The organism is Bradyrhizobium sp. LTSP857, assembly GCF_000938285.1.
Taxonomy (GTDB): Bacteria; Pseudomonadota; Alphaproteobacteria; order Rhizobiales; family Xanthobacteraceae; genus Bradyrhizobium.
In genome coordinates, this window is record NZ_JYMS01000046.1 from 457,613 (window position 1) to 483,729 (window position 26,117).

Here is a 26,117-nt window from a genome sequence, read left to right on the forward strand (position 1 = left end):
GCGAAGTGTGCCCACCTCTTGTCTTGCCGCGCATGCAGAAGCGGTGGGCACGTCGCTTACGCTCCTTTGCCCACCCTACGGCATCTTGCTAGTTCGGCACCGTCGTCTTCGGTGCCGGCTTGGCGGCCGCAGCATTCACGGTGACGCCGTGCAGGAAGTCGTAGGCCGTGTGTAGCGCCTTGTCGTCCTTCTCGTCCGGCGGGACATAGGACTGCGATCCAGTCTGCTCGGTGCCGTCTGCGGCCTGCAGATGGCCACGCATCTGGGACTCCGCCATGGTGTCGACGCGGCCCTTCAGCTCGGCCGGCACGTCCTGGAGGATCTCGATGTCGGGCGCAATGCCCTGGGCCTGGATCGAACGGCCCGAGGGCGTGTAGTAGCGCGCCGTGGTCAGCGCCAGCGCGCCGTTGCCGGCGCCGAGCGGAATGATGGTCTGCACCGAACCCTTGCCGAACGAACGCGTGCCGATGATCGTGGCACGCTTGTGATCATGCAACGCACCGCCGACGATCTCGGACGCCGAGGCCGAGCCGCCGTTGATCAGCACCACCAGCGGCTTGCCCTTGGTGAGATCGCCGCCATGGGCGGTGAAGCGCTGGGTTTCTTCCGGATTGCGGCCGCGGGTCGAGACGACCTCGCCACGCTGGAGGAACGCACTCGACACCGAGACGGCCTGGTCGAGCAAGCCGCCCGGATTGTTGCGCAGGTCCATCACATAGCCGACGAGCTTCTCCGGCGGGACGTCCCTGGAGATCGAGGCGATGGCCTTCTTCAGGCCGTCGGTGGTCTGCTCGTTGAACGAGGTGACGCGGATGTAGCCGATGTCGCCGTTCTCGACGTGGAAGCGCACCGGGCGGACATGGATGATCTCGCGCGTGATCGCGACGTCGAGCGGAGCGTCCGCGCCCTTGCGCACAATGGTGAGCTTGGTCTTGGTGTCGACCGGGCCCTTCATCTTGTTGACGGCCTGCTCGAGCGTCATACCCTGCACGGCGTCGCCGTCGATCTTGCTGATGAGATCGCCGGACATGATGCCGGCCTTGGAGGCCGGCGTGTCGTCGATCGGCGAGACGACCTTGACCAGGCCGTCCTCCATCGTGACCTCGATGCCGAGGCCGCCGAACTCACCGGAGGTGGTCTCCTGCATCTCGGTCCAGGCCTTGTCGTTCATGTAGCGCGAATGCGGATCGAGCGAGGTCACCATGCCCGTGATCGCACCTTCGATCAGCTTGGAATTATCGGGCTTCTCGACATAGCTCGCCTTCACCCGCTCGAAGACCTCGCCAAACAAATTGAGCTGGGAATAGGCATCATCCGCGCTCGCCGCCGCCCGAGCCGCCCATAGTCCGCCATGCGGACCGGAAACGAGGAGGGTCAGGCACGCACCAGTGAGCGCGCCGAGGGGGAACAGCAGGGTTTTCCGCATGGAATGGTTGGCCTTCTCGTTTCGCGGTTCTCTTGAGGCAGTTCTTTTGGGTCTTGGGAGCCGCCATGCAAATGGCGATCCAGCCCGGTTCTCACAATATCATTCCGGTTTCTTCAAGGCCGGGATGCCACGCCCACGGGTACATTACAGAAATCCCTTCGCCCTGGCCTAAACTTTTGGCAACGTTCGGAAACACCTCGCGCAATGCGGGAATCGGTCGGCCGGCCACGCCTCGCAGCTATGCGATTTTAGGATGGTTTGGGAGGGCCGGACGGGATAGTCGATGACATAAGACTTCAAATTCTCGGGAGGATAACAATGAACGAATCGCCCCGGATCCAGCCGCAACGGAATGTCGAACTCGGCGCCAGCAACGAGCCCTTCCAGAACCTGCACGAATTCATCCGGAAGGCGCGCTCCAACCTCAACCAGAACGCCTGGGACTATATCGTCGGCGCCGCCGAGACCGAGACCACGATGCGCCGCAACCGAATGGCCCTGGACGAGATTGCCTTCCGCCCGCGTGTGCTGCGCGACGTGCACAAGGTCGACGGCTCGGTCGAGCAGTTCGGCCGCAAGATGCGGCTGCCGGTGGTGCTCGCCCCCGTCGGCGCGCTGGAGATCTTCGACCCGCACGGCGCCGCCAGCGTGGCGCGCGCCTGCGGCACGTTCGGGGCGGCGCACATGCTGAGCTCGGTGTCCGAGCCCGGACTCGAAAAGACCGCCGAAGCCGCGCCCGATGCGCTGCGCCTGTTCCAGCTCTATGTCCGCGGCGACGATGCCTTCGTTGCCGATGTGGTCAGCCGCGCCGAGAAGCACAGCTACGCCGCCTTCTGCCTGACCGTCGACACCGCCCATTACAGCCGTCGTGAGCGTGACATCGCCAAGCGCTATGTTCGCGAGAGCCGCCTGCGCGCCACCGGCGGCGACTACCAGAAGGGCCTGGAGTGGCGGACCGTGAAGATGATCAAGGACACGTTCAATATCCCGCTGATCCTCAAGGGCATTGCCACCGCCGAGGACGCGCAGATCGCGGTCGATCACGGCGTCGAGTGGATCTACGTCTCCAATCATGGCGGCCGCCAGCTCGACCACGGCCGCGGCGCCATGCATGTGCTGCCCGAGATCGTCGAGGCCGTGAAGGGCCGCGCCAAGATCATGGTCGATGGCGGCTTCTGCCGCGGCACCGACATCGTCAAGGCGATCGCGACGGGCGCTGACCTCGTCGGCATCGGCCGGCTGCAATGCTGGGCCCTGGCGGCGGCCGGCGAAGCCGGCGTAACGCGCATGCTGGAGCTCTTGGAGGACGAGGTGCTGCGCTGCCTTGGCCTGCTCGGGGCCACCTCGTTCGCCGGGGTGAACAAATCCTGCCTGCATCCGGCGACCGCGACCAACGCGCCGAGCGTATTCAGCGCGTTCCCGCTGTTCGACCACGAGCCTTATCGGTACTGATCGCCGATACCGAAGTGAAAAAGGACGCAATGACCTCGCTTTCTCCCGGCAGCGCCGATGCGCTTCTGTTCGACCTCGGGCGCGTGGTGCTCGATATCGATTTCTCCAAGGCGATCGCCTGCTGGGCGGGACATGCCGGCTGCAAGCCGGAAGCCATCGTCACGCGCTATGTGCGCGACAGCGAAGCCTATCGGCTGCACGAGGTCGGCAAGATCAGCGACGAGGACTATTTCCAGTCGCTGCGCGCCACGCTCGGGATCGGCATTTCGGATGCGCAGTTCCTCGAAGGGTGGAACGCGATCTTCGCCGGCGAGATGCCTGATATCGCGGAGCTGTTGCCGCGCGCGGCCAAGCAGGTGCCGCTCTACGCCTTCTCCAACACCAACCGGCCGCATATCGATTATTTCTCGACGGAATATGCCGACGTGCTCGGCCATTTCCGCGAGCTGTATTTGTCCTCCAGCATCGGCCTGCGCAAGCCGGATGCGGCAGCCTTCGACCATGTCGTGGCCGCGATCGGCGTGCCGGCCGAGCGAATCGTGTTCTTCGATGACCTTGCCGAGAACGTCGAAGGCGCTCGCGCACGCGGACTGACCGCGGTGCATGTGACCTCGCCCCGCGATGTCGGTGAGGCGCTGAAGGCGCTCGGGATCTGACCGGCGGACGGGCCGCCAAATCGGCCGATTCCGGAACAATTTCACCCGGGAATAGGAACCAAAGCACTTTGTGCATTTTTGTACAGAGTTCCGGGAACGGAATGCCCTGTTCCGGACTCTTGAGTCCGTTGGGACTTCTACGAACGGACGTATCATCGTGTTGGGCAAAACCTACCTCACCAAGCAGGCCTCCCTGCTGGTTGAATTCGCCAGAACCACCTCGAATTCTGAGCTTTCCGCAAAACTGATCAGCAAGGCCGCCGACCTGAAGTCTCAGGCCGATCCGCTGCCCGACAAGGATCGAGGCCTCAAGGCGCCCGACGTCAGTTCGGACGGATAGACAGGAGGCGCCCGATGCTGGCTGTGGTTATGGTCGTTCTCGTCCTTGCCATCGCCACGCTCGTGCCGGTCTTCCTCGTCCTTCACAACATGCCGCGCCGGACCCGATACTAGGCTCCCAACGCGGAGCGGGTGATGCTGGATGAATAATCCCGCTCCGCTGCTGTTTTGCCTCTGCGCCCGCACTCGGTTAGAACTCTCGCCGCCCATTCGTCCGAGTCCGCCGAGCAGGAGTTGTCCCGTGGCCTTGATGCCGGTTTCTGACGCGCTTGCCGCGGTGCTGGCCGGCGCGGAGCCGCTGCCTGAAGAGATCGTTCCCCTCGACGACGCCTTCCATCGCGTGCTCGCGCGCGACGTCGCGGCGCGGCGCACGCAGCCGCCGCAGGCGATGTCGGCGATGGATGGCTACGCCGTGCGCGCAGCCGATGCAGCGAAGATCGATTCCCGGCTCACCGTGATCGGTGAGGTCGCGGCGGGCCGGCCATTTGCTGGAACTGTCGGCGCCGGCGAAGCCGTGCGAATCTTCACCGGCGGCGTCGTTCCCGATGGCGCCGACGCCGTCGTGATCCAGGAGGACACCGTCGCGGACGGCAAGCGCATCGCGATCAAGGAGGCCGCCATCACCGGGCGGCACATCCGCCCCGCCGGCATCGATTTTCGCGAGGACGACGTGCTCCTGCGCAAGGGCACCCGGCTGACCGAGCGCGACCTCGCGCTCGCCGCCGGCATGAACCACCCGCAGCTTGCCGTCCGCCGCCGTCCGAAGGTCGCGATTCTCGCCACCGGGGACGAACTGGTGATGCCGGGCACGACGCCCGGCCATGGCCAGATCGTCTATTCCAACGGCTACGCCCTGCATGCGCTCGCCCGTCGCGAGGGTGCTGATACCATCGACCTCGGCGTTGCCGCCGACACGCTGGAGGCGACCACGGCCGGCATCCGCCGCGCGCGCGAGAGCGGCGCAGATATCCTGATCACGACCGGCGGCGCATCGGTCGGCGATCATGACCTGGTGCAGCCGGCGCTGAATGCCGAAGGTATCTCGATGGCGTTCTGGAAGATCGCGATGCGGCCGGGCAAGCCGATGATGCACGGGCGGTTGGGGGCAATGCGCGTGATCGGCCTGCCCGGCAATCCCGTGTCGTCCTACGTTTGCGGCTTCCTGTTCATGGTCCCGCTGATTCGTGCGCTGTCGGGCCGCGAAGTGATTCATCACCGTCGCGAACGCGCCCTGCTCGGCCGCGATGTCGGCGCCAATGACCAGCGCGAGGATTATCTGCGCGCGCGGCTTGAGGTGCGCGACGACGGCACGCTCATCGCCCATCCCGTGAACCATCAAGATTCCTCGCTGCTTGCGAATCTCGCTGCGGCACAGGCACTTCTCGTGCGCGCGCCGTTCGCGCCGAAGGCCGAGGCAGGCACGCCCTGCGAGGTGCTGCGCTTACCGGCCTGAACGCCTGGACCACATGCGTTCCGCGAACATTGCGGCGTTCACGGTAAATTAAGCAGTTGCGGAACACATATCGAACATATAGTGTCCGTTCATGATTTGTTTCGAGCATGTAGCGGCTTATCGCTGAATTGAACGTCTCGGAATCGAACGACATCAACCGGGGGATTTTGGTCGAGATGCTAACGCGCAAACAATACGAGCTTCTGCGGTTCATCAGTGAGCGGCTGAAGGAAAGCGGCGTGCCGCCCTCCTTCGACGAGATGAAGGACGCGCTCGACCTGCGCTCGAAATCGGGCATCCATCGCCTGATCACCGCGCTCGAGGAGCGCGGCTTCATCCGGCGCCTGCCCAACCGCGCCCGCGCGATCGAGGTGATCAAGCTGCCGGAGCTCCAGGCCGCCGCCGGCAGCCGCCGCGGCTTCACCCCGAGCGTCATCGAAGGCACTCTCGGCAAGGTCCGCACCAGCTCCGGCGCGCCTGCGGACGACGGCGAGCGCCCCGTTGCGGTGCCCGTCATGGGCCGCATCGCGGCCGGCACGCCGATCGAGGCGTTGCAGACCCGCAGCCACACCATCAGCGTACCGCCTGATATGCTCGGCTCGGGCGAGCATTACGCGCTCGAAGTGCGCGGCGATTCCATGGTCGAGGCCGGCATTCTCGACGGCGACATGGCGCTGATCCAACGCAACGAGACCGCCGATACCGGCGACATCGTAGTGGCGCTGATCGACGACGAGGAGGCGACGCTCAAGCGCTTCCGTCGGCGTGGCGCCTCGATCGCTCTCGAGCCGGCGAACGCCGCCTATGAGGTCCGCATCCTGCCGCCCAACCGGGTGAAGATTCAGGGCAAGCTGATCGGGTTGTACCGGAAGTACTGAGCATGACCCGGACCCGAAGGGCCGCGTTAGCGCAAAGTGCGCAGCGGTTTTCCGAAAAGGTCATGCTTAAACAATAATCTCAATCTTCCGCGCACCGCCTGTTGGCGGCCGCCCATTAACGATTGGAGCGGACGATTGTCCGCTCCCGCTGGATAGTGTTTCTGGTTTTGCACAGATTATCCGGCCACCTCTCCAGCGCTACATCCTCGGCACGCCACAACGAAGCACACACCGCTTCGCAGGCTTTGAGAGACCGAGGAGACACCCATGCGCAAGATCATTCTGAGCACAGTCACGATGGCGCTGATCACAGCATCAGCGTCGCAAGCGTTTGCGGCGCAGTCGCAGCACCATCTGCGCAAGGCACCGCAGGCGACGACCAGCGAGCAATTCCGCAATGCCCGCAACGCGGTCGAGCCGGCGCAACCGGCCTGGCAATATTCGGGTTGGTCGGCACCTGCTGGCCGCTGACGTCGAAGCTCCCAAAATGCACGGGAGCAGGCTTTGTTCCCAGCGCATTTGAAAAAGATAATGTGATTGCCCGCTGCGGATGCGAGCCGCAGATTTGCCCACAAACAAGCATAAGCTTGCAGGCTTCCACTCTGATAGAGGCCTGCGCCTCAGAAGAGGCGCGGGTGCTCTATCCTGAATGAGGAGCACCCGATGTGTGACTACAGCCTGCACGCCGTCGCGACGCGTCCCGCAGAAGTCGGCGAGACGATCGTCACGACAACCTTCCGCGGCACCTCGACGCGCGGCTTCGCCTCCGAAGCCGATCCCTCCGTCGCGGTCTGCCTGCTGCCGGGAACGGAGCTCGCCTTCGCCGACAGCGTCCGCTACGACAATCGCTGGATCTGGACGCGCACCATCAACTCCCGCGTCGGCAAGTTCGGCAAGGTCGATCCGCACATTCCCGATCGCCACCATGATGCGATCGAATTCCCCGACGGCAAATACGTGCTGGTGACGCAGCTCGTCGAAGGCCAGCGCGCAACCGTGCTGCAATTGCCGGTGACCCAACAGGTGGGCGAGCGCGAGCACAAGCCGCAGATCGCCGACAGGCAGCCAACGATCACTCGCCTGCCGATCGGCTGACACCACCATCCCGGCCGCCAGGTCGGCGCCAGGATTGAAATGTCCATCGCCGGCCGAGGCCGGCGAGATGGGGTGGTTTGCGGCCCTGGAATAACATCTGCTCGCCGCACTTCCCCACCGCACGAAGTTTCCGCTGCCCTGCCTGAATTTTGAACGTCCGTTCTGCTGACAAATCGCCGATGCTGCTCACGGCTCGAGGCGGCGGACAGGCTCGATGAAGACCTTCATTCGCGTCGTTGAACTCTGGGTGCCTGACCGGACGCGGATGCGGCTGGAATTTGGCGGCGGCCTCTACAGCGAAGGCCTGTCCGCGTTCAAGGCCGCGAGCGAAGATTTGCGCTTCCGATATGACGAGGGGCTTCCCGGGAAGGCCTGGGCCGCCGGCCACCCCGTGATCCTCACCAAATTCGCCAACTCCTATTTCAAGCGAACCGACCAGGCCATCGAGGCTGGTCTGACCTGCGGCGTCGCGGTGCCGGTGTTTGCCGGCGAATTCCTGCAAGCAGTCATGGTGCTGTTCTGCGGCGACGACGAGGCCCATGTCGGCGCGGTCGAGCTCTGGCACAACGATGCCGAAGTCTCGCACGAGATGGGCCTCGTCGACGGCTATTACGGCAGCGCCGACATGTTCGAGTTCAACTCCCGCCACACCAAATTTCCGCGCGGCTTCGGCCTGCCCGGACGCACCTGGAAAGCCGGGCTGCCGCTGATCATCAAGGATTTGCACGACGCCAAGAGTTTTCTGCGCTGGGAGGACGCCGCCAAGGTCGGGATCAATCTCGGCGTCGGCGTGCCCTATCGCACCGGCACCGACCAGACCTGGGTGCTGACATTCCTGTCCGCACAGGCAACCCCGATTGCGCGACGCTTCGAGATCTGGGTGCCGAACGAGGCCCGTTCGGGGCTGATGTTTCGCGCCGGCGATTGCAGCGCGCAGACCGATCTCGCCGCGCTCTATGCGCAAAGATCCATCGCCAGGGGCGAAGGCAGCATCGGCGGGGCCTGGACCACCGGCATGCCCGCGCTCAACGACGACCTCGCGCAGGACGGCTCGATCGCGGCCGTGGGGGCTCGCGCAGCCGGGCTGAGCCAGATGGTGGTCTTGCCGGTGATCGGGAGCGCTGGGCTTGAAGCGATGTTAGCCTGGTACCTGTAGCCCGTCCGCTCAATCCTCGGCCTGCAAGTCGGTCTCAGATGGCGTTGCGTCGTTGCTGCGGGGCGCGGCCGTCTTCGGCGCAAGACTGCCGTCATAATCTGCCGCGCCGGGGATCACCGGCGACCAGGGACGATCTGCGCCCCTGGCCTTGACCGCCTGAACCGCAAAACCGTCGCCACGCCGCGTCAGCGCCAGCCCGCCCTGGCTCGCGAGGCGAGGCCGATCGACCACCATGGCCGCGCAATCCGGCGGCGCCGGCCGCGCCGTCACCACCAGCGCGGCGCGGCTGCAATCATCGGCCAGCGCGTCGATGCGCAGCGCCAGTGCGACCAGGCGCCCGTCGGCAAGCGGCGTCACGCAGCCTGAGTCATCGCACGAGACGTCGTTAGCGAGCGAGGCGCTGCCTGCATCGCGAGGATCCGCATCGGCCGCGAGCCACTCTTTGAGCAGAAAATTGTCCTTGCTCGTCCTGATCAGATGCAGCTGCCCGTCCCTGCCCCGCACCGCGACGTTCTGGCCATCACCGGCGATGAGGATGTCGGGTTGCCGGACCGACAAACCCCAGACGATCGCAACGAACAGCACCAGCGCGCCGGACCATCGCAGCGGCGTCCGCAGCAGCCCCATCAGGATGAGGCCGAGGCTCGCCGCGATCAGGGGCGCGGTGCCGAAGGCACCGATGTGGCCGACCGCACCGGGCAATGCCGCCACCCAGCGCGAGACCGCGACCATCCAGTCGATACCGATCCCCATCAGCCACCAGAACACGCCGTCGAGCCCGAAGGGCGCCGCGAGCAATCCCAACAGCCCGGCAGGCATCACCAGCGCCGAGACCACCGGCATTGCGCCTAGATTGGCGAGCACGCCGAACGGCGTGACGCGGTGAAAGTGGAAGGCGGCATAGGGCGTGGTCGCAAGCCCCGCGATCATCGAGGCCATGAACAACATCGCGATCTCGCGTCCGCCCCACATTGCGATGCGCGCGGTGGCGGAATGATCGGGCGAGGCGAATAGGTTCGGCATGCCGATTTGCACCAGTGCCACGAGCCCGAGCGTTGCTGCGAACGACATCAAACAACTCGGATGCACCAGCGCTTCCGGCGCAACCGCAAGCACGATCAGTGCCGCCACCGCCAGCGTGCGGAACGTGATGGCGCGGCGGTCGACCATGACTGCGATCAGCACTACCGCCGTCATGAAGAACGATCGTTGGGTGGCGACCTCCGCGCCCGACAGCAGCAGATAGAACGCGGCAGCAAACAGCGCGGCAGCTGCCGACCATTTCTTGATGGGGAAGCCGACCGCCAGTCCCGGAATGAGCGCCAGCAGCGCGCGGACTGCGAAGAAGACGACGCCGGCGACCACCGCCATGTGATAGCCGGAGATCGACAGCACATGGCCTAGCCCTGAGATGAACATCGCATCATTGACGGGCGTCGTGATCGCATCGCGGCGACCGGTGAGCAGCGCGGTCGCGATCGCGCGGTTGTCGCCGTCGAGCGTGGCGCGGATGCGCGCATCGATCGCGTCGCGCAGGCCCTGCATCATCGCGGCATAGCGCAGCCTGATGCCCCCGGTCTCAGGCGGCGCCGCCACCGTGATTGCACCCATCGCAAAACCGGAGGCGCCGATGCCCTGGAAGAACATGTCGCGCGAGAAATCATAGCTGCCGGGGCGCAACGGCGAGAGCGGCGGCATCAGCCGCGCCTTCAATTGCACGAAGCTACCGACCTCGGGCGCGGTCCCCTTGCGCACGGAGAGACGAACGCGCTCCAGTCTGACGTCGCCGCGCTGGGTCTCCATCGCCGTGACGCGCAGCACGAAGCGGTCGGTGCGTTCGCGGATGTCACGGGTTTCGACGAAGCCCGACACCGACACCGAATAGAGCGGTTTTGTCAGCACGGTATGGTCGATGCGCGCCGTTTTCCAAGTCGCCATCGCGAAGCCGGCCGCGGCCGCGGCGATCATGATCGCGGGCGCAAACAGTCGGCTCCGCCGCAACAGAACAGCGCCAAGCGTGAGCGCGACCGCCGTCGCGGCAACGACAGAGAGCACCGGCTCATGATCAGCGGCGAAATAGAGTGCAATACCGCAGCCGAAGGCGATGGGCACCCATGGAAACAGCCGCCCGGCGCCGGCCTCGGCGTGGACCCATTGGCGCAACGTCTCGACGAGCGCAGGCCAAATGCCAAAACCCGCCGGCACAAAGCCGCCGGCGGACGCGGCCCGGCCGACAGGCCAAGTCCCCGCAACACCCTGGGACCGTACGGGCCGGCCCGGCTCCGCCATTCCCCTGCACCTTGCGATACGCGACGGAGGCGGAGGCTATCGGAACGTGCGGTTGCGCGAATAGCGGTACGGATCAGGAACGGGCGGCGGAAAGCCCTACTTTTCCTCTTCCATCGTCACGGCGACAGCCGCCTTGGCCGAGAGCCGGACCTTGTTGCCCTCGATATCGGCGACCAGCCCCTTGTCGATGAAGTGATGGTGGCCCTTGTGGCTGCCCTCGCCGCTGTCCTTCTTGGTCAGCTTGATGCGATTGCCCTCGACCTTGTCGACGGTGCCGATGTGGACGCCATCGGCGCCGATGACTTCCATATGCTCTGCGATGTTCTGCATGGGGGAATCCTCAATTGGGGACCCACACAACGCGCGGGGAGCGCGTTCGTTGCCTGCGCCGGAATGACGATGCCGTGTGCCCCGTCAGATCAGCGGCGCCTGCGACGAGGCGTGGTGATTGACGATCTTCCAGTCGCCGTCCTCGCGCAGGATGACCCAGCTCATCTTGACCGAGAACTCCGCCCGCTCGCCGGCGAGGTCGAACGACACGATCGCGGCCATGTTGATGAGGTCTGGGCTCGCTTGTGCCGCGTTCACCTCGGAAAACGCCGCACTCGGCTTGCGCCATCGCGGCAGACCGTTGAAATAGTCGGCGACGCCGTCCCTGCCCCGATAGAGCTTTGGGTTGGAGCCGAAAAAGAACGCATTCTTCGCATAGAGCGACGACAGCGCGACGGCGTCGAGCCTTGCGAAGCCGGCGCACCATTTCGCGATGATGGTGGAAACGATGGCGGCGGCTTCGTCCGTCATGTGAAACCTCAGCCCTTCGCGACTTCCTTCGCAAACGTATCACGCAGGCCGATCGTCCGCGAAAACACCGGCTTGCCGGGCGTCGAATCCTTGTCGCGCACGAAATAGCCCTGGCGCTCGAACTGCATCGGCTCGGCAAAATTGCTCTCGGCAACCGATGCTTCGATCCGGGCGTCCGCCAAAATCTCCAGCGACTGCGGATTGAGATCGGCGGCGAAATTCGAAGCGTCCGGACTCGGGTTGGCGAACAGCTGGTTGTAGATGCGGATCTCCGCAGGCTTCGACGTCGCCGCCGGCAGCCAGTGCATGGTCGCCTTGACCTTGCGGCCGTCGGGCGCGTTGCCGCCCTTGGTCGCGGGATCATAGGTGCAGCGCAGCTCCACCACCTCGCCAGCGTCGTTCTTGATCACGCCGGTGCATTTGACGAAATAGGCGTAACGAAGCCGCACCTCGTTGCCGGGCGACAGGCGGAAGAACTTCTTCGGCGGGTTCTCCATAAAATCGTCCTGCTCGATATAGAGCTCGCGGCCGAAATTGATCTTCCGCGTGCCGGCCGAGGGATCGTCGGGATGGTTGATCGCGTCAAGCTCCTCGGTCTGCCCTTCCGGATAGTTCTCGATCACCACCTTGAGCGGCCGCAGCACGCCCATGCGCCGCTGCGACGTACGGTTCAGCTCCTCGCGGATGCAGAATTCCAGCATGCCGACATCGACCACGCTGTTGGCCTTGGCAACACCGATGCGCTTGACGAACTCGCGAAGAGCTGCCGGCGGCACGCCGCGGCGGCGCATGCCCGCCATGGTCGGCATGCGCGGATCGTCCCAGCCCGCGACGTGGCCCCCGCGCACGAGCTGGGTCAGCACGCGCTTCGACAGCAGCGTGTAGGTCAGGTTGAGCCGCGCGAACTCATACTGGTGGGGCTTCGACGGCACCGGCAGCTTTTCGATGAACCAGTCATAGAGCGGCCGGTGGTCCTCGAACTCCAGCGTGCAGATCGAATGCGTGATGCCCTCAATCGCATCTGACTGGCCGTGGGCGTAGTCGTAGCTCGGATAGATGCTCCACTTGGTGCCGGTGCGCGGATGATGCGCATGCAGGATGCGGTACAGCACGGGATCGCGCAAATTGATGTTGCCCGCCCCCATGTCGATCTTGGCCCGCAGCACGCGCGCGCCATTCGGGAATTCGCCGGCCTTCATGCGGCGGAACAGGTCGAGGTTTTCATCCACCGTACGGTCGCGGAACGGCGAATTCCGGCCCGGCTCAGTCAGCGTGCCGCGGGAGGTGCGGATCTCCTCCTGGGTCTGGTCATCGACATAGGCGAGCCCGTCGCGGATCAGCTTTTCCGCCCACTCGTACAGGCGGTCGAAATAGTCCGAGGCGAAAAACAGGTTCTTGCCCCAGTCGAAGCCGAGCCAGTGCACATCGGCCTGGATGGAATCGATGTATTCCTGCTCTTCCTTGACCGGGTTGGTGTCGTCGAAGCGCAGATGGCAGCGGCCCGGAAACTCCTGGGCGATGCCGAAATTGAGCGCGATCGACTTGGCGTGGCCGATATGCAGGTAACCGTTCGGCTCCGGCGGGAACCGGGTCACGATCTCCTTGTATTTGGCCTGATCGAGGTCAGCCTGGATGATGTCACGAATGAAATCGCGCCCAACCTCGTTCGCCACCGGTTCTGTCATTACGAAAATCCTGTAGGGAAATCAGCGGCCCTTCTGCCAAATTCGCTTGGCTGAGCCAAGGCCTTAAGCGGTCCGCTGCCGGGCTTTAGTTATGCTCCGGTCCTGTTATATACCACCGCCTCCAATGCATAGGCCCTGCCAAGAATGACCGATTCCGTCGTCACACGCTTCGCTCCCTCCCCGACCGGCTTCCTCCATATCGGGGGCGCCCGCACGGCGCTGTTCAACTGGCTCTATGCGAAGAAGCACGGCGGCAAGATGCTGCTCCGGATCGAGGACACCGACCGGGAGCGCTCCACCGAGGCTGCGATCGGCGCCATCCTCGACGGGTTGAGGTGGCTGGAGCTCGGCTGGGATGGCGACGTCATCTACCAGTTCAGCCGCGCCGCCCGCCACCGCGAGGTTGCCGAGCAGCTGCTCGCCAACGGTAAGGCCTATCGCTGCTACGCCACCCCCGAAGAGCTCACGGCCATGCGCGAGAAGGCGCGCGCGGAGGGCCGCACCCGCCTCTATGACGGAATGTGGCGCGATCGCGACCCGGCCACGGCGCCATCATCCAACAACATCAAGCCGACCATCCGGCTGCGCGCGCCGCAGACCGGCGAGACCGTGATCGAGGACCAGGTCCAGGGCCGCGTGGTCTGGCAGAACGAGAACCTCGACGACCTCGTTCTTTTGCGCGGCGATGGCAACCCGACCTACATGCTCGCGGTGGTGGCCGACGACCACGACATGGGTGTCACCCATGTGATCCGCGGCGACGACCATCTCATCAATGCCGCGCGCCAGAAGCAGATCTACGATGCGATGGGCTGGACGCTCCCGAACATGTCCCACATCCCGCTGATCCACGGCCCGGACGGCTCAAAGCTGTCCAAGCGCCATGGCGCGCTCGGCGTCGATGCCTACCGCGCCATGGGCTATTTGCCGGCCGCGCTGCGCAACTATTTGGTCCGGCTCGGCTGGAGCCATGGCGACCAGGAGATCTTCTCGACCGAGGAGATGATCGCGGCGTTCGACCTCGCCAGCGTCGGCCGGGCGGCTGCCCGCTTCGATTTTGCCAAGCTGGAAAACCTCAACGGCCACTACATCCGCAATGCCGACGATCAATCACTCGTGAAGATGTTCGAGGACGTGCTCGACCACGTCGTGCCCAGCCGCGACGAGATTAAGGCCAAGTTAAACGACACCACGCGGGCGCAGCTGCTCAAGGCCATGCCGAGCCTGAAGGAACGCGCCAAGACGCTGATCGAGCTGATCGACAGCGCCTATTTCATCTTCGCCGACCGGCCGCTGGAGCTCGATCCCAAGGCGGCGGCGCTGCTGACGCCGGAAAACCGCAAGCTGATCGGCCAGCTTCATTCCGCGCTGGAGAATGTCGAGACCTGGAGTGCGGCTTCTGCGGAGGCCGCGCTGCGCGCCTTCGCCGACGAAAATAGTCTCAAGCTCGGCGCGGTCGCCCAGCCTTTGCGGGCGGCGCTCACCGGACGGTCGACATCGCCCGGGATTTTCGAGGTTTTGGACGTGCTGGGACGCCAGGAAAGTCTGGGCCGGCTTGAGGATCAGGCCAAGGACCCGGCCAAGGATCAGGCTACGACGTAAGTCGAGCATGCGCGGCGCCATCTTGCAGCGCACACAGCAATAATATACCCATCTTGACCGTACCTTCTGGAATATCCGGCCTGCCCCGCCATGTCATCGGGGCCTTCCGGATCCGGCCCGTTTCACCACACATCGGGGACCTCTGATGGACGCAAAAGCAAGCAATAAGACCGCCACGCTGACGGTTGGAAACAAGAACTACGATCTCCCGATCCTCAGCGGCACCGTTGGGCCTGATGTCGTCGACATCGCCAAGCTCTACGGCCAGTCCGGGCTGTTCACCTATGATCCCGGCTTCACGTCGACCGCGAGCTGCCAGTCCAAGATCACTTATATCGACGGCGACGCCGGCGTGCTGGAATACCGCGGCTACCCGATCGAACAGCTCGCCGAGAACGGCGACTTCCTCGAGACCTGCTACCTGCTGCTCTACGGGGATCTGCCGACCGCCGCGCAGAAGAAGGATTTCGACGACCGCGTCATCCATCACACGATGGTGCACGAGCAGATGGCCCGCTTCTTCCAGGGCTTCCGCCGCGACGCCCATCCGATGGCGGTGATGGTGGCTTCTGTCGGCGCGCTCGCCGCGTTCTATCACGACTCCACCGACATCAACGATCCGAAGCAGCGCATGATCGCGTCGATGCGGATGATCGCCAAGATCCCGACGCTGGCGGCGATGGCCTACAAGTACACGGTCGGGCAGCCCTTCGTGTATCCGAAGAACTCGCTCTCCTTCGCCGAGAACTTCCTCAACATGTGCTTCGCGGTGCCGTGCGAGGACTACAAGATCAACCCGGTGCTTGCGGAAGCGCTGGACAAGATCTTCATCCTGCACGCCGACCACGAGCAGAATGCTTCGACCTCGACGGTGCGCATCGCCGGCTCCTCCGGCGCCAACCCGTTCGCCTGCATCGCCGCCGGCATCGCCTGCCTCTGGGGCCCGGCGCATGGCGGCGCCAACGAAGCCGCCCTTGCGATGCTTGCCGAGATCGGTTCGGTCGACAAGATTCCGGAATTCATCGCCAAGGTGAAGGACAAGAACAGCGAAGTCCGCCTGATGGGCTTCGGTCACCGCGTCTACAAGAACTACGATCCGCGCGCCAAGATCATGCAGAAGATGTGTCACGCCGTGCTCAAGGAGACCGGCCATGGCGACGATCCGATGCTGAAGGTGGCACTCGAGCTCGAGAAGATCGCGCTCAGCGACCAGTACTTCATCGACCGCAAGCTGTACCCGAACGTCGACTTCTATTCGGGCATCACGCTGAAGGCGATGGGCTTCCCGGTCTCGATGTTCACCGTGCTGTTCGCGGTTGCCCGCACCGTCGGCTGGATCAGCCAGTGGAGCGAGATGATCGAGGATCCGCAGCAGAAGATCGGCCGTCCGCGCCAGCTCTACACCGGCGTCACCAGCCGCGACTACGTGGCGATCAAGGATCGCAAGTAAGCTTGGGCTTACGGGCCTCTCAAGCGGCGCTATCTTCGGATGGCGCCGTTTTTGTTTTTGCGGTGAGCTTGTAGGGTGGGCAAAGCGAAGCGTGCCCATCACCTCTCCACGAGAGAGACAGAAATGGTGGGCACGCTTCGCTTTGCCCACCTTACGAATGCTGCCCCAAGGAAGCCCGAATGCTGAGCGGAAGCTGCCTCTGCGGAGGCGTGGCCTACGAGGTCGATGCGCCCCCAGGCACTATCATGCACTGCCACTGCCAGACCTGCCGCAAGACGCACGGCTCCGCCTTCTCCACCGTCACCAACGTGCCGCGCGATCGCTTTCGCTGGACCAAGGGCGAAGGGCTGCTGCGCGGATACGAATCCTCGCCCGGCAAGACGCGCTATTTCTGCTCGCAATGCGGCTCGCACATCGTCGCGACCCGCGAAGGCAGGAACACGGTGCTGCTGCGGATGGGATGCCTCGACACAGCGATCGCGGAACGGCCCGAGGTGCACATCTGGCGATCGGACGCCGCCAATTGGTACGACCCGAAGCTCGAATTGCCGCAATGGGCGGAAGGCAGGCCGCCAGAATCCTGATCGGACGACATCCCTCTCTTGCTGCCGCGCACAACAACAAGTCGAGCCATCGCGCCCGCAATCGCTTGACAGCGGATGCTCCGCGCGCATTCTTACACTAAGTAAGAATGACGACAGGGATGGAAATGCCGGAGCAGCCGAGAAGTCGGCGGCAGACGCGCGCTGCCATTTTGACCTATCTGTTCCAGTCGGGCGGCACGTTTCGGCCGCCTCTCGCCAGGGCCGTGCGCCTGTCTGAGGCGAGCCTGTCGCGCATCCTGTTTGACCTGAAGGCCGAAGGCCTGATCGAGGAAGTGCGGCGCCCTGCCCCTTACGTCGGCGGCCCAACGGGTCTCGTGTCGCTCGATGGCGCGGTGGCGCTCGCAGCCGTTGAGCTAACCGGCGATCGGCTCAGCGTCGGCGTCGGCGGCCTGTCGGGCGAACTGCATTACACCGAGCGCCTGCCGCTGCCAGCAAAGCTGACCGTCGAAACCGTCGGCCGGGTATTTCGCGAGGCGCTGACATTGCTGCGCGACTGGACGCGACGCCGCCGCATCAGGCTCGCGCAGATCGGGGTCTCCGTTCCGGGCCTCGGCCGCCTGAGTGAATTCGGCAATCCAATCATTCCCTGTGACATCGAACGTATCGGCGACGTGGTCGGCGAATTGTTCGCCAACGTGCCGGTTGAATTCACTAATTCGGTCGTGGCTCACGCCATTTTTCATCGCTGCCGCACGGAAGAATATCCCTTCAGCGACGCACATCTGTTCGTCTTTGTCGGCCAGGGCGTTGCGGGCGCCTGGATGGATGATCCGATCGAGCAGGACGCGCTCGAGCCGGTCGAACTCGGCCACATGGTATTCGCTGCCGACGGACCGCGTTGCCGCTGCGGGCATCATGGCTGCGTCGAGGCCTATACGTCACTGCCGGCACTCGCCGAGCTCCTCCGCGTCACCGAAGCTGAATTGCTTCAGCTCGGCAACGAATGGGTGACCACGATCCCGCTGTCGTCGCGCGTGCGCCAGGAATTGCGCCAGCGACTGTTCCGGCTTGGGCTAGCGATCGGCAACACGCTGAACGTGAAACCCTGCCGCGGCGTCGCGATCAGCGGCTGGCCATCGCTGCTCGCCGAAGACGATCGCAAGGCCGTGATCGACGGGATCGATGCCTGCCTGCTGGGCGGCCGAAAATTGGCGCAGGTATCGCTCGTCTTCGTGCCGCCCTCGACCGGCAACGATCCGCAGGCAGCACTCGCCTTCGCCGCGTTCTGTCTGGCCAGTCGCGGCGGCATGCCCGCCGCATCGACGGAGGCCGCCTGACATGTCCTGAGCCGCGCAGCCTGCACGCGCCCAAGAATTTCACACCGGGAGGAACTTGCCATGCCGATCACAACAACAAGGCGCCGACTGCTCGCTGGATCTGCTGCCGCGCTCGCGCTGCCGGCATTTGCCCGCGCGCAAAGCGCGGTCAAGCCGCGCCTGACCGTGATCTCGCAATGGTCCGCAGGCAGCGATGGAGCGGCTATCACGGCGCTCGGCAAGAAATTCGAGGAGAAAGGCGGCACTTGGCAGCACTCGCCCGTCCCCGGGTTCACCACCGAGATGATGAACAAGCTGCGTGCCCAGATCATCGCCGGAGATCCGCCGGCGTGTTCGCAGCTCAAGGGGCCCGAGATCGCGGCCTGGTCGAAGATTGCCCCGACCCTCGATCTCGACGCGGTCGTCGCGGCCGCCGGCTACGAAAAGGTCGTCGCGCCGGACCTTGCAAAATTACACAAGCCGGCCGGCAAGTGGATCGCGCTGCCGCTGCAGATCTACAGCACCAACATGCTGTTCCTCTCCAAACGCGCGATGGACAAGGCCAAGGCCGACAAGATCCCCGTCACCTGGGCCGAGTTCAATGATCTTGCCGACAAGATGAAATCAGGCGGCGTCGCATTTCCTGTCGCCAACGGCGGTACCCGCCCCGACGATGGGCAGAAGTTCGAGGCTGCTTTGGCGGGCATCAGTCCCGCCGTATACCGCGCGGCTATCATGAATCTCGACGAGAAGGCCCTGAAGGCCCCTGAGATCAAGGCTGCGTTCGTGCAGGTCCGCAAGATCGCCGACTGGATGGACCCCAACGTCGGCGCCCAACATTTTTCGACCAACCTGAAGCGCTTCGTCGACGGCGACATGGGCATGATGATCATGGGCGGCTGGGCGCAGGGCGTGTTGCGCAACGCCGGTTTCAAGTTCGACGACTTCATGATCGCTCCGGGCCCGAGCGACAACAGCAAGCCGGTCTTCCTGTTGAATGCCGACGCGTTCATCTTCTGGCAGCGCAAGGAGCCCGACCTGCAAGCCGGCCAGACGCTGATGGCCCAGCTCGTCATGGATCCGGCGATCCAGACGACGTATTCGCAGATCACCGGATCGATCCCCGTGCGCACCGATGTCGATCTGTCCGGTGAAGGCTGGTCGGACGGTCAACGGCGGACCGCAGCAGCTCTGAAAGAGGCGATCGCCAGCAATCAGGCCGTCCTCAGTCTCGCGCACAACATGGCGCAGGAAAACGGCATGACCGCAGCGATGATCGACGTGATCACGGAGTACGTGAAGAACAAGACGATCAAGCCGGAGCAAGCGGCTACACGCCTCGCCGAGGCCGTCGAGAGCTCACGTTGACGATCGCCGTCTCGACAAGACCGGGCCGGCCGGCGGCCTTTGACTGGGTACGCCGGCTGCCCGAATATTTGACGATCTGGGTGCCGCTGCTGTTATCCGCCGCGCACCTCATCGCGTTTACGCTGTGGACGATCTGGATATCGTTCACACCGTCCACTCTGGTCCCGGTCTCGGGCTGGGTCGGTTTGCGCAACTACTCCGCGGTTGCGGCATCGCGAAACTGGCAGATCGCCTTGGACAATCTGCTGCTGTTCGGCAGCGCCTTCGTGTTGCTCAGTCTGGTGACCGGCCTCGTCCTGGCCATCCTGCTCGATCAGCGCATTCGCGGCGAGAACGTGCTGCGCTCCATCTTCCTCTATCCCCTGGCGGTGTCGTTCGTGGTCACCGGCACGGTCTGGAGCTGGCTGCTCAATCCCGGCCTTGGAATCCAGAAGCTGGTCCACGACCTCGGCTGGACCTCCTTCCGATTCGACTGGCTGATCGACCGCGATATGGCCATCTGGACCATCGTGATCGCCGCGATCTGGCAGTCCTCCGGCTTCGCCATGGCGCTGTTCCTCGCCGGCCTCCGCTCCGTCGATGCCGACCTGATCAAGGCCGCGCAGATCGACGGCGCCGGACCTGTCAGGATGTACCGGCGCGTCATCCTGCCGACGCTTTGGCCGATCACCATCACTGTCATCGTCATCCAGCTGCAGTTCGCGATTTCGACCTTCGACCTCGTCCGCGCGCTCACCAATGGCGGGCCTGGTATCGCGACCCAGCTGCCTGCACTTGTCGTCTATGACCTGATGTTCCAGCGCAGCCTGCTCGGACGCGGAGCGGCGGCAGCCGTCCTCATGTTGCTCATTCTTCTCGCAGTGTTGCTGCCGTATGCAGCTTGGCGTTATGTTCAGCGGCGGCGGGCAATCCATGCGTGAGCGAACCTTCGCACCAAGCCGGATTCTGATCTATCTCATCGTTTCGCTGATCGCTGTGGCATGGCTCGCGCCACTCGCTGTTGTCGTGCTGAATTCGCTCCGCACCAACGAGGAGATCGCGCAGGGTTCGATGATCGGCTGGCCGCAACATTTGGCCTGGAGCAATTACGCCACCGCCTGGAGCGGTTTCTGCGTCGCCGAGACCTGCGCCGGCATCCGGCCGTACATGCTGAACTCCGCGCTCATCACGATTCCCGCGACGATCCTCTCGACCCTGCTTGGTGCGGTCGCCGGTTACGCGGTTTCGCTCTGGCGCTTTCGCGGCGATAACTGGATTTACGGGATCGTCACGCTCGGCATCTTCCTTCCGCAGCAGATGCGTTTGCTGCCGTGGACCATCGTGCTGCGCGATACGGGCCTGATGAACACGCTCACGGGCCTGGCCGTGATCCACACGATCCAGGGGCTCTCCTTCACCACGCTGTTCTGCCGAAACTACTATGTCGCCATTCCTCATGAATTGATCAGGGCTGCGCGCATCGACGGCGCCGGGTTCTTTCGCATCTTCTGGCGCATCATCCTGCCGCTCTCGCCGCCGATCCTGGTCGTCACCGTGATCTGGCAGTTCACGCATATCTGGAACGAGTTTCTCTATGGCGTGACGTTCACGACCGGCCAGCAGCAGCCCGTCACCGCCGCTCTCATCGCGCTATCTGCCGCAATCGCAGATATCCCGCAGCATGGCGTGCAGAGCGCCGCGGTGATCATCGCAGCCCTGCCCACCTTGTTGATCTATCTCCTCGGTGGCCGGTACTTCGTACGCGGCCTGACCGCTGGAGCCGTGAAATGATGGATTTGTCATGGCAGCACTAAGCATTCGCGCCCTGTCGAAGCGCTACGCCAATCTGGAGGTGCTGAAGGGCATCAACCTCGACATCGAGAGTGGCGAATTCACCGTGCTGGTCGGGCCCTCCGGCTGCGGCAAGTCCACGCTGCTCAACATCGTCGCAGGGCTCGATCGCGCCAGCGAAGGCACCGTCGAGATCGGCGGGCGCGTCGTCAACGACGTCCCGCCCAAGGACCGCGACATCGCCATGGTGTTCCAGTCCTACGCGCTCTACCCGTCGATGACGGTGCGCCAGAACATCACTTTCGGCATGGAATGCCGAGGCGTCGCCAGGGCGGAGCAGGAGAAGGCGCTGGCGAATGTGGCCCGGCTGCTCCAGATCGAGCCCCTGCTGGGCCGCAAGCCGTCGCAGCTGTCCGGCGGCCAGCGCCAGCGCGTGGCGATGGGTCGGGCGCTGGTGCGCGATCCCCTGCTCTTCCTGTTCGACGAACCGCTTTCCAACCTCGATGCCAAACTGCGCGTCGAGATGCGGATGGAGATCAAGCGGCTGCATCAGCGCATTGGCGCCACGATCGTCTATGTCACCCACGACCAGATCGAGGCGATGACGATGGCGACCCGCATCGCGGTGATGCATCGGGGCGTGGTGCAGCAATTCGCCGATCCGGACACCGTGTACCGCTATCCGGCCAATCTGTTCGTCGCCCGCTTCATGGGCTCGCCGCCGATGAACACGATGCCGGCACGGCTCGAGGCTGACGCCGGCGGACCTATGGTGGTGATCGGTGCAGGGCTGCCGGATGAGGTCCGTTTCCACCTCCGTGGCTATGACGCAGCGGCGTCCTTTGTCGGCCGCGAGGTGGTGCTCGGGATCAGGCCGGAATGCATCGCCGAGGGCAGCCGCATCTTCTCAGCCGAGCCGCCCGTCCTCGTCACCGCGCCAGTCGAGATGATCGAGCCCACCGGCGCGGAGACCATCGTCCTGCTGCGGCTTGGCGGCGAGCCCGCGCTGGCGCGCCTCTCGCCGGACATCCGCCCGACACCGGGCGCCCCCGTACCCTTCGCGCTCGACACCCGGCGCATCTGCCTGTTCGACCCCGAGACGGAGCGACTGATCGCATGACCCAGACGAGCTATGCCGGCCTTGCGGACCGCGTGGTGCTGATCACCGGAGGCGCCAGCGGCATCGGCGCCGCCTTCGTGCGCGCCTTCGCGGCGCAGGGTGCGCGTGTCGCGTTTCTCGACGTGGATGCGGATGCCGGCGAGGCGCTGGCAAATGAGGTGGCGGGCATCTCCGGCTCCGCACCGCTATTCGTGCCCTGCGACCTCCTGGACATCGACGCCTTGCGTTCGGCGATGACACAGGTTCACGGAACACTTGGCGATGCCGCGGTCCTCGTCAACAACGCCGCCAACGACCAGCGCCAGGTTCTGGCCGAGGTGACACCAGCCGAATTCGACTGGATGATCGGCGTCAATCTCAAGCACGTCTTCTTTGCGGCGCAAGCGGTGGTACCGCAGATGCGGGCGCGCGGCGGCGGCTCGATCATCAACATGTCATCGATCGCCTGGATGCGCGGCGCGCCGGCGCTGCCGGTCTATGCCGCAGCAAAGGCTGCAATCGTCGGCTTCACCAATTCGCTGGCCCGGCTGGTCGGCCCCGACCGCATCCGCGTCAATGCGATCGCGCCGGGCATGGTGATCACCGAGCGGCAGCGCCGGCTGTGGTTTCCGAACGAGCAGGCAATCGCCGAGCTGCGCACGCGCCAGGCCATTCCCGATGCGGTGACGCCCGAGGACATCGCCAACATGGCGCTGTTCCTGGCTTCCGACGCCAGCCAGCGCATCACGCGCCAGTGCTTCCAGGTCGATGGCGGCCTTGGCTAGGGCTTTCGCACGCCCTTGCGCATCGTCGCGAGCACGATGTCGGCGGCGAGCACGCTCGGCGATTTGTTGCCGGTCGACATGATCGTGTCGAGCTGGGCGAAGGCCTCGACCTGCTGCCGGCGCAGCGGCGAATCCGTCAGCACTTCGGACAGCGCTGGCGCGAGCTTCTCCGGCGTGCAGTCCTCCTGCAAGAACTCCGGAATGACGTCCTTGCCGATCACGAGATTAGCGAGGATCACAGACGAGACCTGGACCGCGCGGCGCAGGATGAAGGCCTCGATCGCGCCGACGCGATAGGCCGTCACCATCGGAATGCCGGACAGCGCCAGCTCCAGCGTCACCGTGCCCGATTTTGCAAATGCCGCGCGCGCGATGCGGAAGGCGGCGCGCTTTTCGTTTTCGCCGACCACGATCCGCGGCTTGACCGGCCAGCTGGCGACGCCCTCGCGCACCGTGGCTTCCAGATGCGGCATCGTCGGCAGCATCAGCTCGAAGGCAGAGCCGCCAGCCTGCAACCGGCCGAGCGTCGCGCCGAACACCGCGAGATGATGCCGGATCTCGCTGCGGCGGCTGCCCGGCAGCACCAGCAAAACCGGCGGCTCTGCGTCGCGGCGCGTCTGCTCCTCCGCGTTCGGGCGCAGCTGCGCAAGCTGCTCGATCAGGGGATGGCCGACATAGCTGCATGGCGGTCCCTTCAGCTTGCGATATTCCTCCGGCTCGAACGGCAATACGCCAAGCACGTGATCGACATAGCCGAGCATGGCGCGCGCCCGGCCCGGCCGCCACGCCCAGACCGAGGGCGAGACGTAATCGACAACCGGGATCGCTGGATTGTGCCCGCGCACGCGGCGGGCGACGCGATGGGTGAAATCGGGGCTGTCGATGATGATGAGCGCGTCGGGCGCGGCCTCGATCACGGCGTCCGCGGTCTCGCGGATCAGCCGCAGGATTTTTGGCAATTGCTGCACGACTGCGGCGAAGCCGACGATCGAGAGCTCCTCGATCGGAAACAGCGAAACCAGCCCCTCGCGCGCCATGGTGGTGCCGCCGACGCCTTCGAACTGCACGCCATCGCCGAGCCGCTGGCGCAGCACCTTCATCAGCGCCGAGCCGAGCCGGTCGCCGGATTCCTCCGTCGCGATCAGGAAGATCTTTCGCTTGGGATCGCGGCTCTGCATCACGCCGACAGGCCGACGATGAAGAGGTATTTTGCGTCGGCGAGCGCGATCATCGCCTGCGGCTCGGCCGCGATGGTGTTGCCGGCGACGACGGCGATGCCGGCTAAGCCTGCGGCCGCGACGCCCTCGATGGTGCGAGCGCCGATGGTCGGCAGGTCGAACCGCAGATCCTGACCGCTCTTCGGCGCCTTCACCAGCACGCCGCGGCCCGTCGCGGCGCGGATGCGGCCCTCCTCGCGCAGCCGTGCCACACGCGCCAGCAGCGCATCGGTGCCCTCGATGTCCTCGACCGCCACCACATGGCCGTCGATCACGACGGCGGCCTGGCCGATGTCGAACGGACCGAGCGCGGTCAGCACCGCGCGTCCGCGCTCGATATCGCTCTTGCCGTTGTCGCTCGGCCAGGCGCGGGTAATGCAGCCCTCAGGCATCAACAGGTCAGGTGCAACATCCTTGATGCCGACCATGCGAAAGCCGCCTTGCTCGAGAATGCGCCCGACACTGGACAACAGATGATCGTCGCCGCCACGGAAGGCGCGGATAACGTTGCCGAGCAGCCGCAACGTTGTGAAGTCGAACCGGATCTCGGTGAGGGAGGGCCGCACCAGCGTGCCGATGAAGATCAGGTCGCGGCAGCCTTCCTCGCGGAACAGCCGCATCGCGCGGCCGAGCTGGCCGACTGAGATCCAGCGGTGGTGGAATTTTTCCACCTGCGCCGGATCGCAGGCGCCCCGGAGGGGAAACAGCACTGGCGTGATGTCGCGCGCGGCGAGCGACTCGGCGACCGCAAACGGCATCGCGCCGCCGCCTGCGACCACGCCGACCGGCGATGAAATCCCTGACGCCGCCGATGTCATGTCCGCGGCCATCCCAGGATCACTTCGCGATGACGGGAAGACAGAGCGGGCGATGCTTGCCCTTGCCGATGAAGTCGAGGATTTCGCCGATCGCGGGATCCTCGCCTGCAAGCGGCCCCACCGCTTCGAGCCGCTCGGCAAACATGCCGGGGCCGTGGAAGAGTTTTTGATAGAACGCACGCACCGACGCCAGCCGCTGCTTGGTGAACTTGCGCCGCTTCATGCCGATGATGTTGAGGCCTTCGAGCGCTGCGTACTGGCCGTTGACGAGCCCGAACGGAATGATGTCGTCGCGCACGCCGCAGACACCGCCGACCATGACCTGCGGACCGATGCGGGTGAACTGGTGCACGGCGGACAGACCACCGATGAAGACGAAGTCGCCGATCTCGCAGTGACCGCCGAGCGTCGCCGAGGTCGCGAAGATCACGTCGTTGCCGACGTGACAGTCATGGCCGACATGGCTGCAGTTCATGAAATAGTTGCGGTCGCCGACCTCTGTGATGCCGCCGCCCGCAACCGTGCCGGCGTTCATGGTCACGGATTCGCGGATGGTGCAGCCTGAGCCGATCGTCAGCTTCGTCAACTCGCCACGATAGCTGAGCGATTGCGGCGGCGTGCCCAGCGAGGCGAACGGATAGATGGTGCAATCGTCGCCGATCGTGGTCTGCGCCGTGATGTGCACATGGCCGATCAACTTGCAGTTCTTGCCGATCACGACATGCGGGCCGATGATGCAATAGGGCCCGATCTCGGTGCCCTCGCCGATCACGGCGCCGTCTTCCACCCGCGCGGTGGGGTCGATCTTACTCATCAAGAAGGTCTGACTATGTGTTGAAGTTGCTCGGCTTTCCGGTGGTTAGCGCGACTGCGCCCGATCTGTCCAGTGACGTATGATCTCGGCTTGTTTCAGAAGC

Annotated in this window: 25 protein-coding genes; 17 read left to right on the forward strand and 8 right to left on the reverse strand. The window is 64.6% G+C overall.

Annotation, left to right across the window (positions count from 1 at the left end):
- Positions 1-88: 88 nt before the first annotated feature.
- Complete coding sequence (locus UP06_RS31575) at positions 89-1,426, reverse strand: S41 family peptidase (RefSeq protein ID WP_045007573.1); 1,338 nt, start codon at positions 1,424-1,426, stop codon at positions 89-91.
- A 318-nt stretch (positions 1,427-1,744) separates the two neighbouring features.
- On the opposite strand from UP06_RS31575, the gene UP06_RS31580 reads away from it, so the two are divergent.
- The 8 genes from UP06_RS31580 (at position 1,745) to UP06_RS31615 (ending at position 8,455) form a co-directional block, all read left to right on the forward strand.
- Positions 1,745-2,878, forward strand: a complete 1,134-nt coding sequence (locus tag UP06_RS31580; protein WP_045007574.1) for an alpha-hydroxy acid oxidase — start codon at positions 1,745-1,747, stop codon at positions 2,876-2,878.
- 29 nt (positions 2,879-2,907) lie between these two features.
- Positions 2,908-3,534, forward strand: coding sequence for an HAD family hydrolase (locus tag UP06_RS31585; protein WP_045007575.1), 627 nt, complete (start codon positions 2,908-2,910; stop codon positions 3,532-3,534).
- Between the two features lie 157 nt (positions 3,535-3,691).
- Positions 3,692-3,874, forward strand: a complete 183-nt coding sequence (locus UP06_RS31590; protein ID WP_045007576.1) for a hypothetical protein — start codon at positions 3,692-3,694, stop codon at positions 3,872-3,874.
- A gap of 240 nt (positions 3,875-4,114) precedes the next feature.
- Positions 4,115-5,326, forward strand: a complete 1,212-nt coding sequence (locus UP06_RS31595) for a molybdopterin molybdotransferase MoeA (RefSeq protein WP_045007577.1) — start codon at positions 4,115-4,117, stop codon at positions 5,324-5,326.
- Between the two features lie 176 nt (positions 5,327-5,502).
- Positions 5,503-6,204, forward strand: a complete 702-nt coding sequence (lexA, locus tag UP06_RS31600) for a transcriptional repressor LexA (protein WP_045007652.1) — start codon at positions 5,503-5,505, stop codon at positions 6,202-6,204.
- A gap of 267 nt (positions 6,205-6,471) precedes the next feature.
- Positions 6,472-6,675, forward strand: a complete 204-nt coding sequence (locus tag UP06_RS31605; protein ID WP_045007578.1) for a hypothetical protein — start codon at positions 6,472-6,474, stop codon at positions 6,673-6,675.
- A gap of 192 nt (positions 6,676-6,867) precedes the next feature.
- Positions 6,868-7,299, forward strand: coding sequence for a hypothetical protein (locus UP06_RS41730; RefSeq protein WP_045007579.1), 432 nt, complete (start codon positions 6,868-6,870; stop codon positions 7,297-7,299).
- A 214-nt stretch (positions 7,300-7,513) separates the two neighbouring features.
- Positions 7,514-8,455 carry a GAF domain-containing protein gene (locus UP06_RS31615; protein WP_045007580.1) on the forward strand — a complete coding sequence of 314 codons (942 nt, stop codon included), beginning with the start codon at positions 7,514-7,516 and terminating at the stop codon, positions 8,453-8,455.
- A gap of 9 nt (positions 8,456-8,464) precedes the next feature.
- Here the strand turns inward: UP06_RS31615 and UP06_RS31620 are convergent, their stop codons facing one another.
- From UP06_RS31620 to UP06_RS31635, 4 genes are all read right to left on the reverse strand, one after another.
- Positions 8,465-10,744 carry a ComEC/Rec2 family competence protein gene (locus UP06_RS31620; RefSeq protein WP_045007581.1) on the reverse strand — a complete coding sequence of 760 codons (2,280 nt, stop codon included), beginning with the start codon at positions 10,742-10,744 and terminating at the stop codon, positions 8,465-8,467.
- Positions 10,745-10,840: 96 nt separating this feature from the next.
- On the reverse strand, positions 10,841-11,074 hold the full coding sequence (locus UP06_RS31625; RefSeq protein ID WP_045007582.1) for a DUF2171 domain-containing protein: 234 nt from the start codon (positions 11,072-11,074) through the stop codon (positions 10,841-10,843).
- Positions 11,075-11,158: 84 nt separating this feature from the next.
- The gene (locus UP06_RS31630) at positions 11,159-11,545 is read right to left on the reverse strand and encodes a YybH family protein (RefSeq protein ID WP_045007583.1); all 387 of its coding nucleotides are present in this window, start codon (positions 11,543-11,545) and stop codon (positions 11,159-11,161) included.
- Between the two features lie 8 nt (positions 11,546-11,553).
- Positions 11,554-13,230, reverse strand: a complete 1,677-nt coding sequence (locus UP06_RS31635; RefSeq protein WP_045007584.1) for a glutamine--tRNA ligase/YqeY domain fusion protein — start codon at positions 13,228-13,230, stop codon at positions 11,554-11,556.
- 144 nt (positions 13,231-13,374) lie between these two features.
- On the opposite strand from UP06_RS31635, the gene gltX reads away from it, so the two are divergent.
- From gltX to UP06_RS31680, 9 genes are all read left to right on the forward strand, one after another.
- Positions 13,375-14,832, forward strand: a complete 1,458-nt coding sequence (gene gltX / locus UP06_RS31640; RefSeq protein ID WP_045007585.1) for a glutamate--tRNA ligase — start codon at positions 13,375-13,377, stop codon at positions 14,830-14,832.
- 145 nt (positions 14,833-14,977) lie between these two features.
- Complete coding sequence (gene gltA / locus UP06_RS31645; protein ID WP_045007586.1) at positions 14,978-16,282, forward strand: citrate synthase; 1,305 nt, start codon at positions 14,978-14,980, stop codon at positions 16,280-16,282.
- Between the two features lie 179 nt (positions 16,283-16,461).
- Positions 16,462-16,866: a GFA family protein gene (locus tag UP06_RS31650; RefSeq protein ID WP_045007587.1), complete on the forward strand. Its 405-nt coding sequence runs from the start codon at positions 16,462-16,464 to the stop codon at positions 16,864-16,866.
- Positions 16,867-16,985: 119 nt separating this feature from the next.
- On the forward strand, positions 16,986-18,164 hold the full coding sequence (locus tag UP06_RS31655; protein ID WP_197087434.1) for an ROK family transcriptional regulator: 1,179 nt from the start codon (positions 16,986-16,988) through the stop codon (positions 18,162-18,164).
- Positions 18,165-18,224: 60 nt separating this feature from the next.
- The gene (locus UP06_RS31660; protein WP_045007588.1) at positions 18,225-19,511 is read left to right on the forward strand and encodes an ABC transporter substrate-binding protein; all 1,287 of its coding nucleotides are present in this window, start codon (positions 18,225-18,227) and stop codon (positions 19,509-19,511) included.
- Positions 19,508-20,431, forward strand: coding sequence for a carbohydrate ABC transporter permease (locus UP06_RS31665; RefSeq protein ID WP_045007589.1), 924 nt, complete (start codon positions 19,508-19,510; stop codon positions 20,429-20,431). Before UP06_RS31660 ends, UP06_RS31665 begins: the two co-directional genes overlap by 4 nt.
- Positions 20,424-21,281, forward strand: a complete 858-nt coding sequence (locus tag UP06_RS31670; RefSeq protein WP_045007590.1) for a carbohydrate ABC transporter permease — start codon at positions 20,424-20,426, stop codon at positions 21,279-21,281. Before UP06_RS31665 ends, UP06_RS31670 begins: the two co-directional genes overlap by 8 nt.
- 10 nt (positions 21,282-21,291) lie before the next feature.
- The gene (locus UP06_RS31675; protein WP_045007591.1) at positions 21,292-22,401 is read left to right on the forward strand and encodes an ABC transporter ATP-binding protein; all 1,110 of its coding nucleotides are present in this window, start codon (positions 21,292-21,294) and stop codon (positions 22,399-22,401) included.
- A complete protein-coding gene (locus UP06_RS31680) occupies positions 22,398-23,165 on the forward strand; it encodes an SDR family NAD(P)-dependent oxidoreductase (protein ID WP_045007592.1) in 768 nt (255 codons plus the stop codon). The genes UP06_RS31675 and UP06_RS31680 overlap by 4 nt, the downstream gene beginning before the upstream one ends.
- Here the strand turns inward: UP06_RS31680 and lpxB are convergent.
- Genes lpxB through lpxA form a run of 3 tightly spaced genes read right to left on the reverse strand, consistent with a single transcriptional unit; the run spans position 23,162 to position 26,014 of the window.
- A complete protein-coding gene (gene lpxB, locus UP06_RS31685) occupies positions 23,162-24,346 on the reverse strand; it encodes a lipid-A-disaccharide synthase (protein ID WP_156163352.1) in 1,185 nt (394 codons plus the stop codon). The genes UP06_RS31680 and lpxB overlap by 4 nt on opposite strands.
- Positions 24,343-25,200 carry an LpxI family protein gene (locus tag UP06_RS31690; RefSeq protein WP_045007654.1) on the reverse strand — a complete coding sequence of 286 codons (858 nt, stop codon included), beginning with the start codon at positions 25,198-25,200 and terminating at the stop codon, positions 24,343-24,345. The genes lpxB and UP06_RS31690 overlap by 4 nt, the downstream gene beginning before the upstream one ends.
- Before the next feature lie 19 nt (positions 25,201-25,219).
- Positions 25,220-26,014: an acyl-ACP--UDP-N-acetylglucosamine O-acyltransferase gene (gene lpxA, locus UP06_RS31695; protein WP_045007594.1), complete on the reverse strand. Its 795-nt coding sequence runs from the start codon at positions 26,012-26,014 to the stop codon at positions 25,220-25,222.
- Positions 26,015-26,117: the final 103 nt, after the last annotated feature.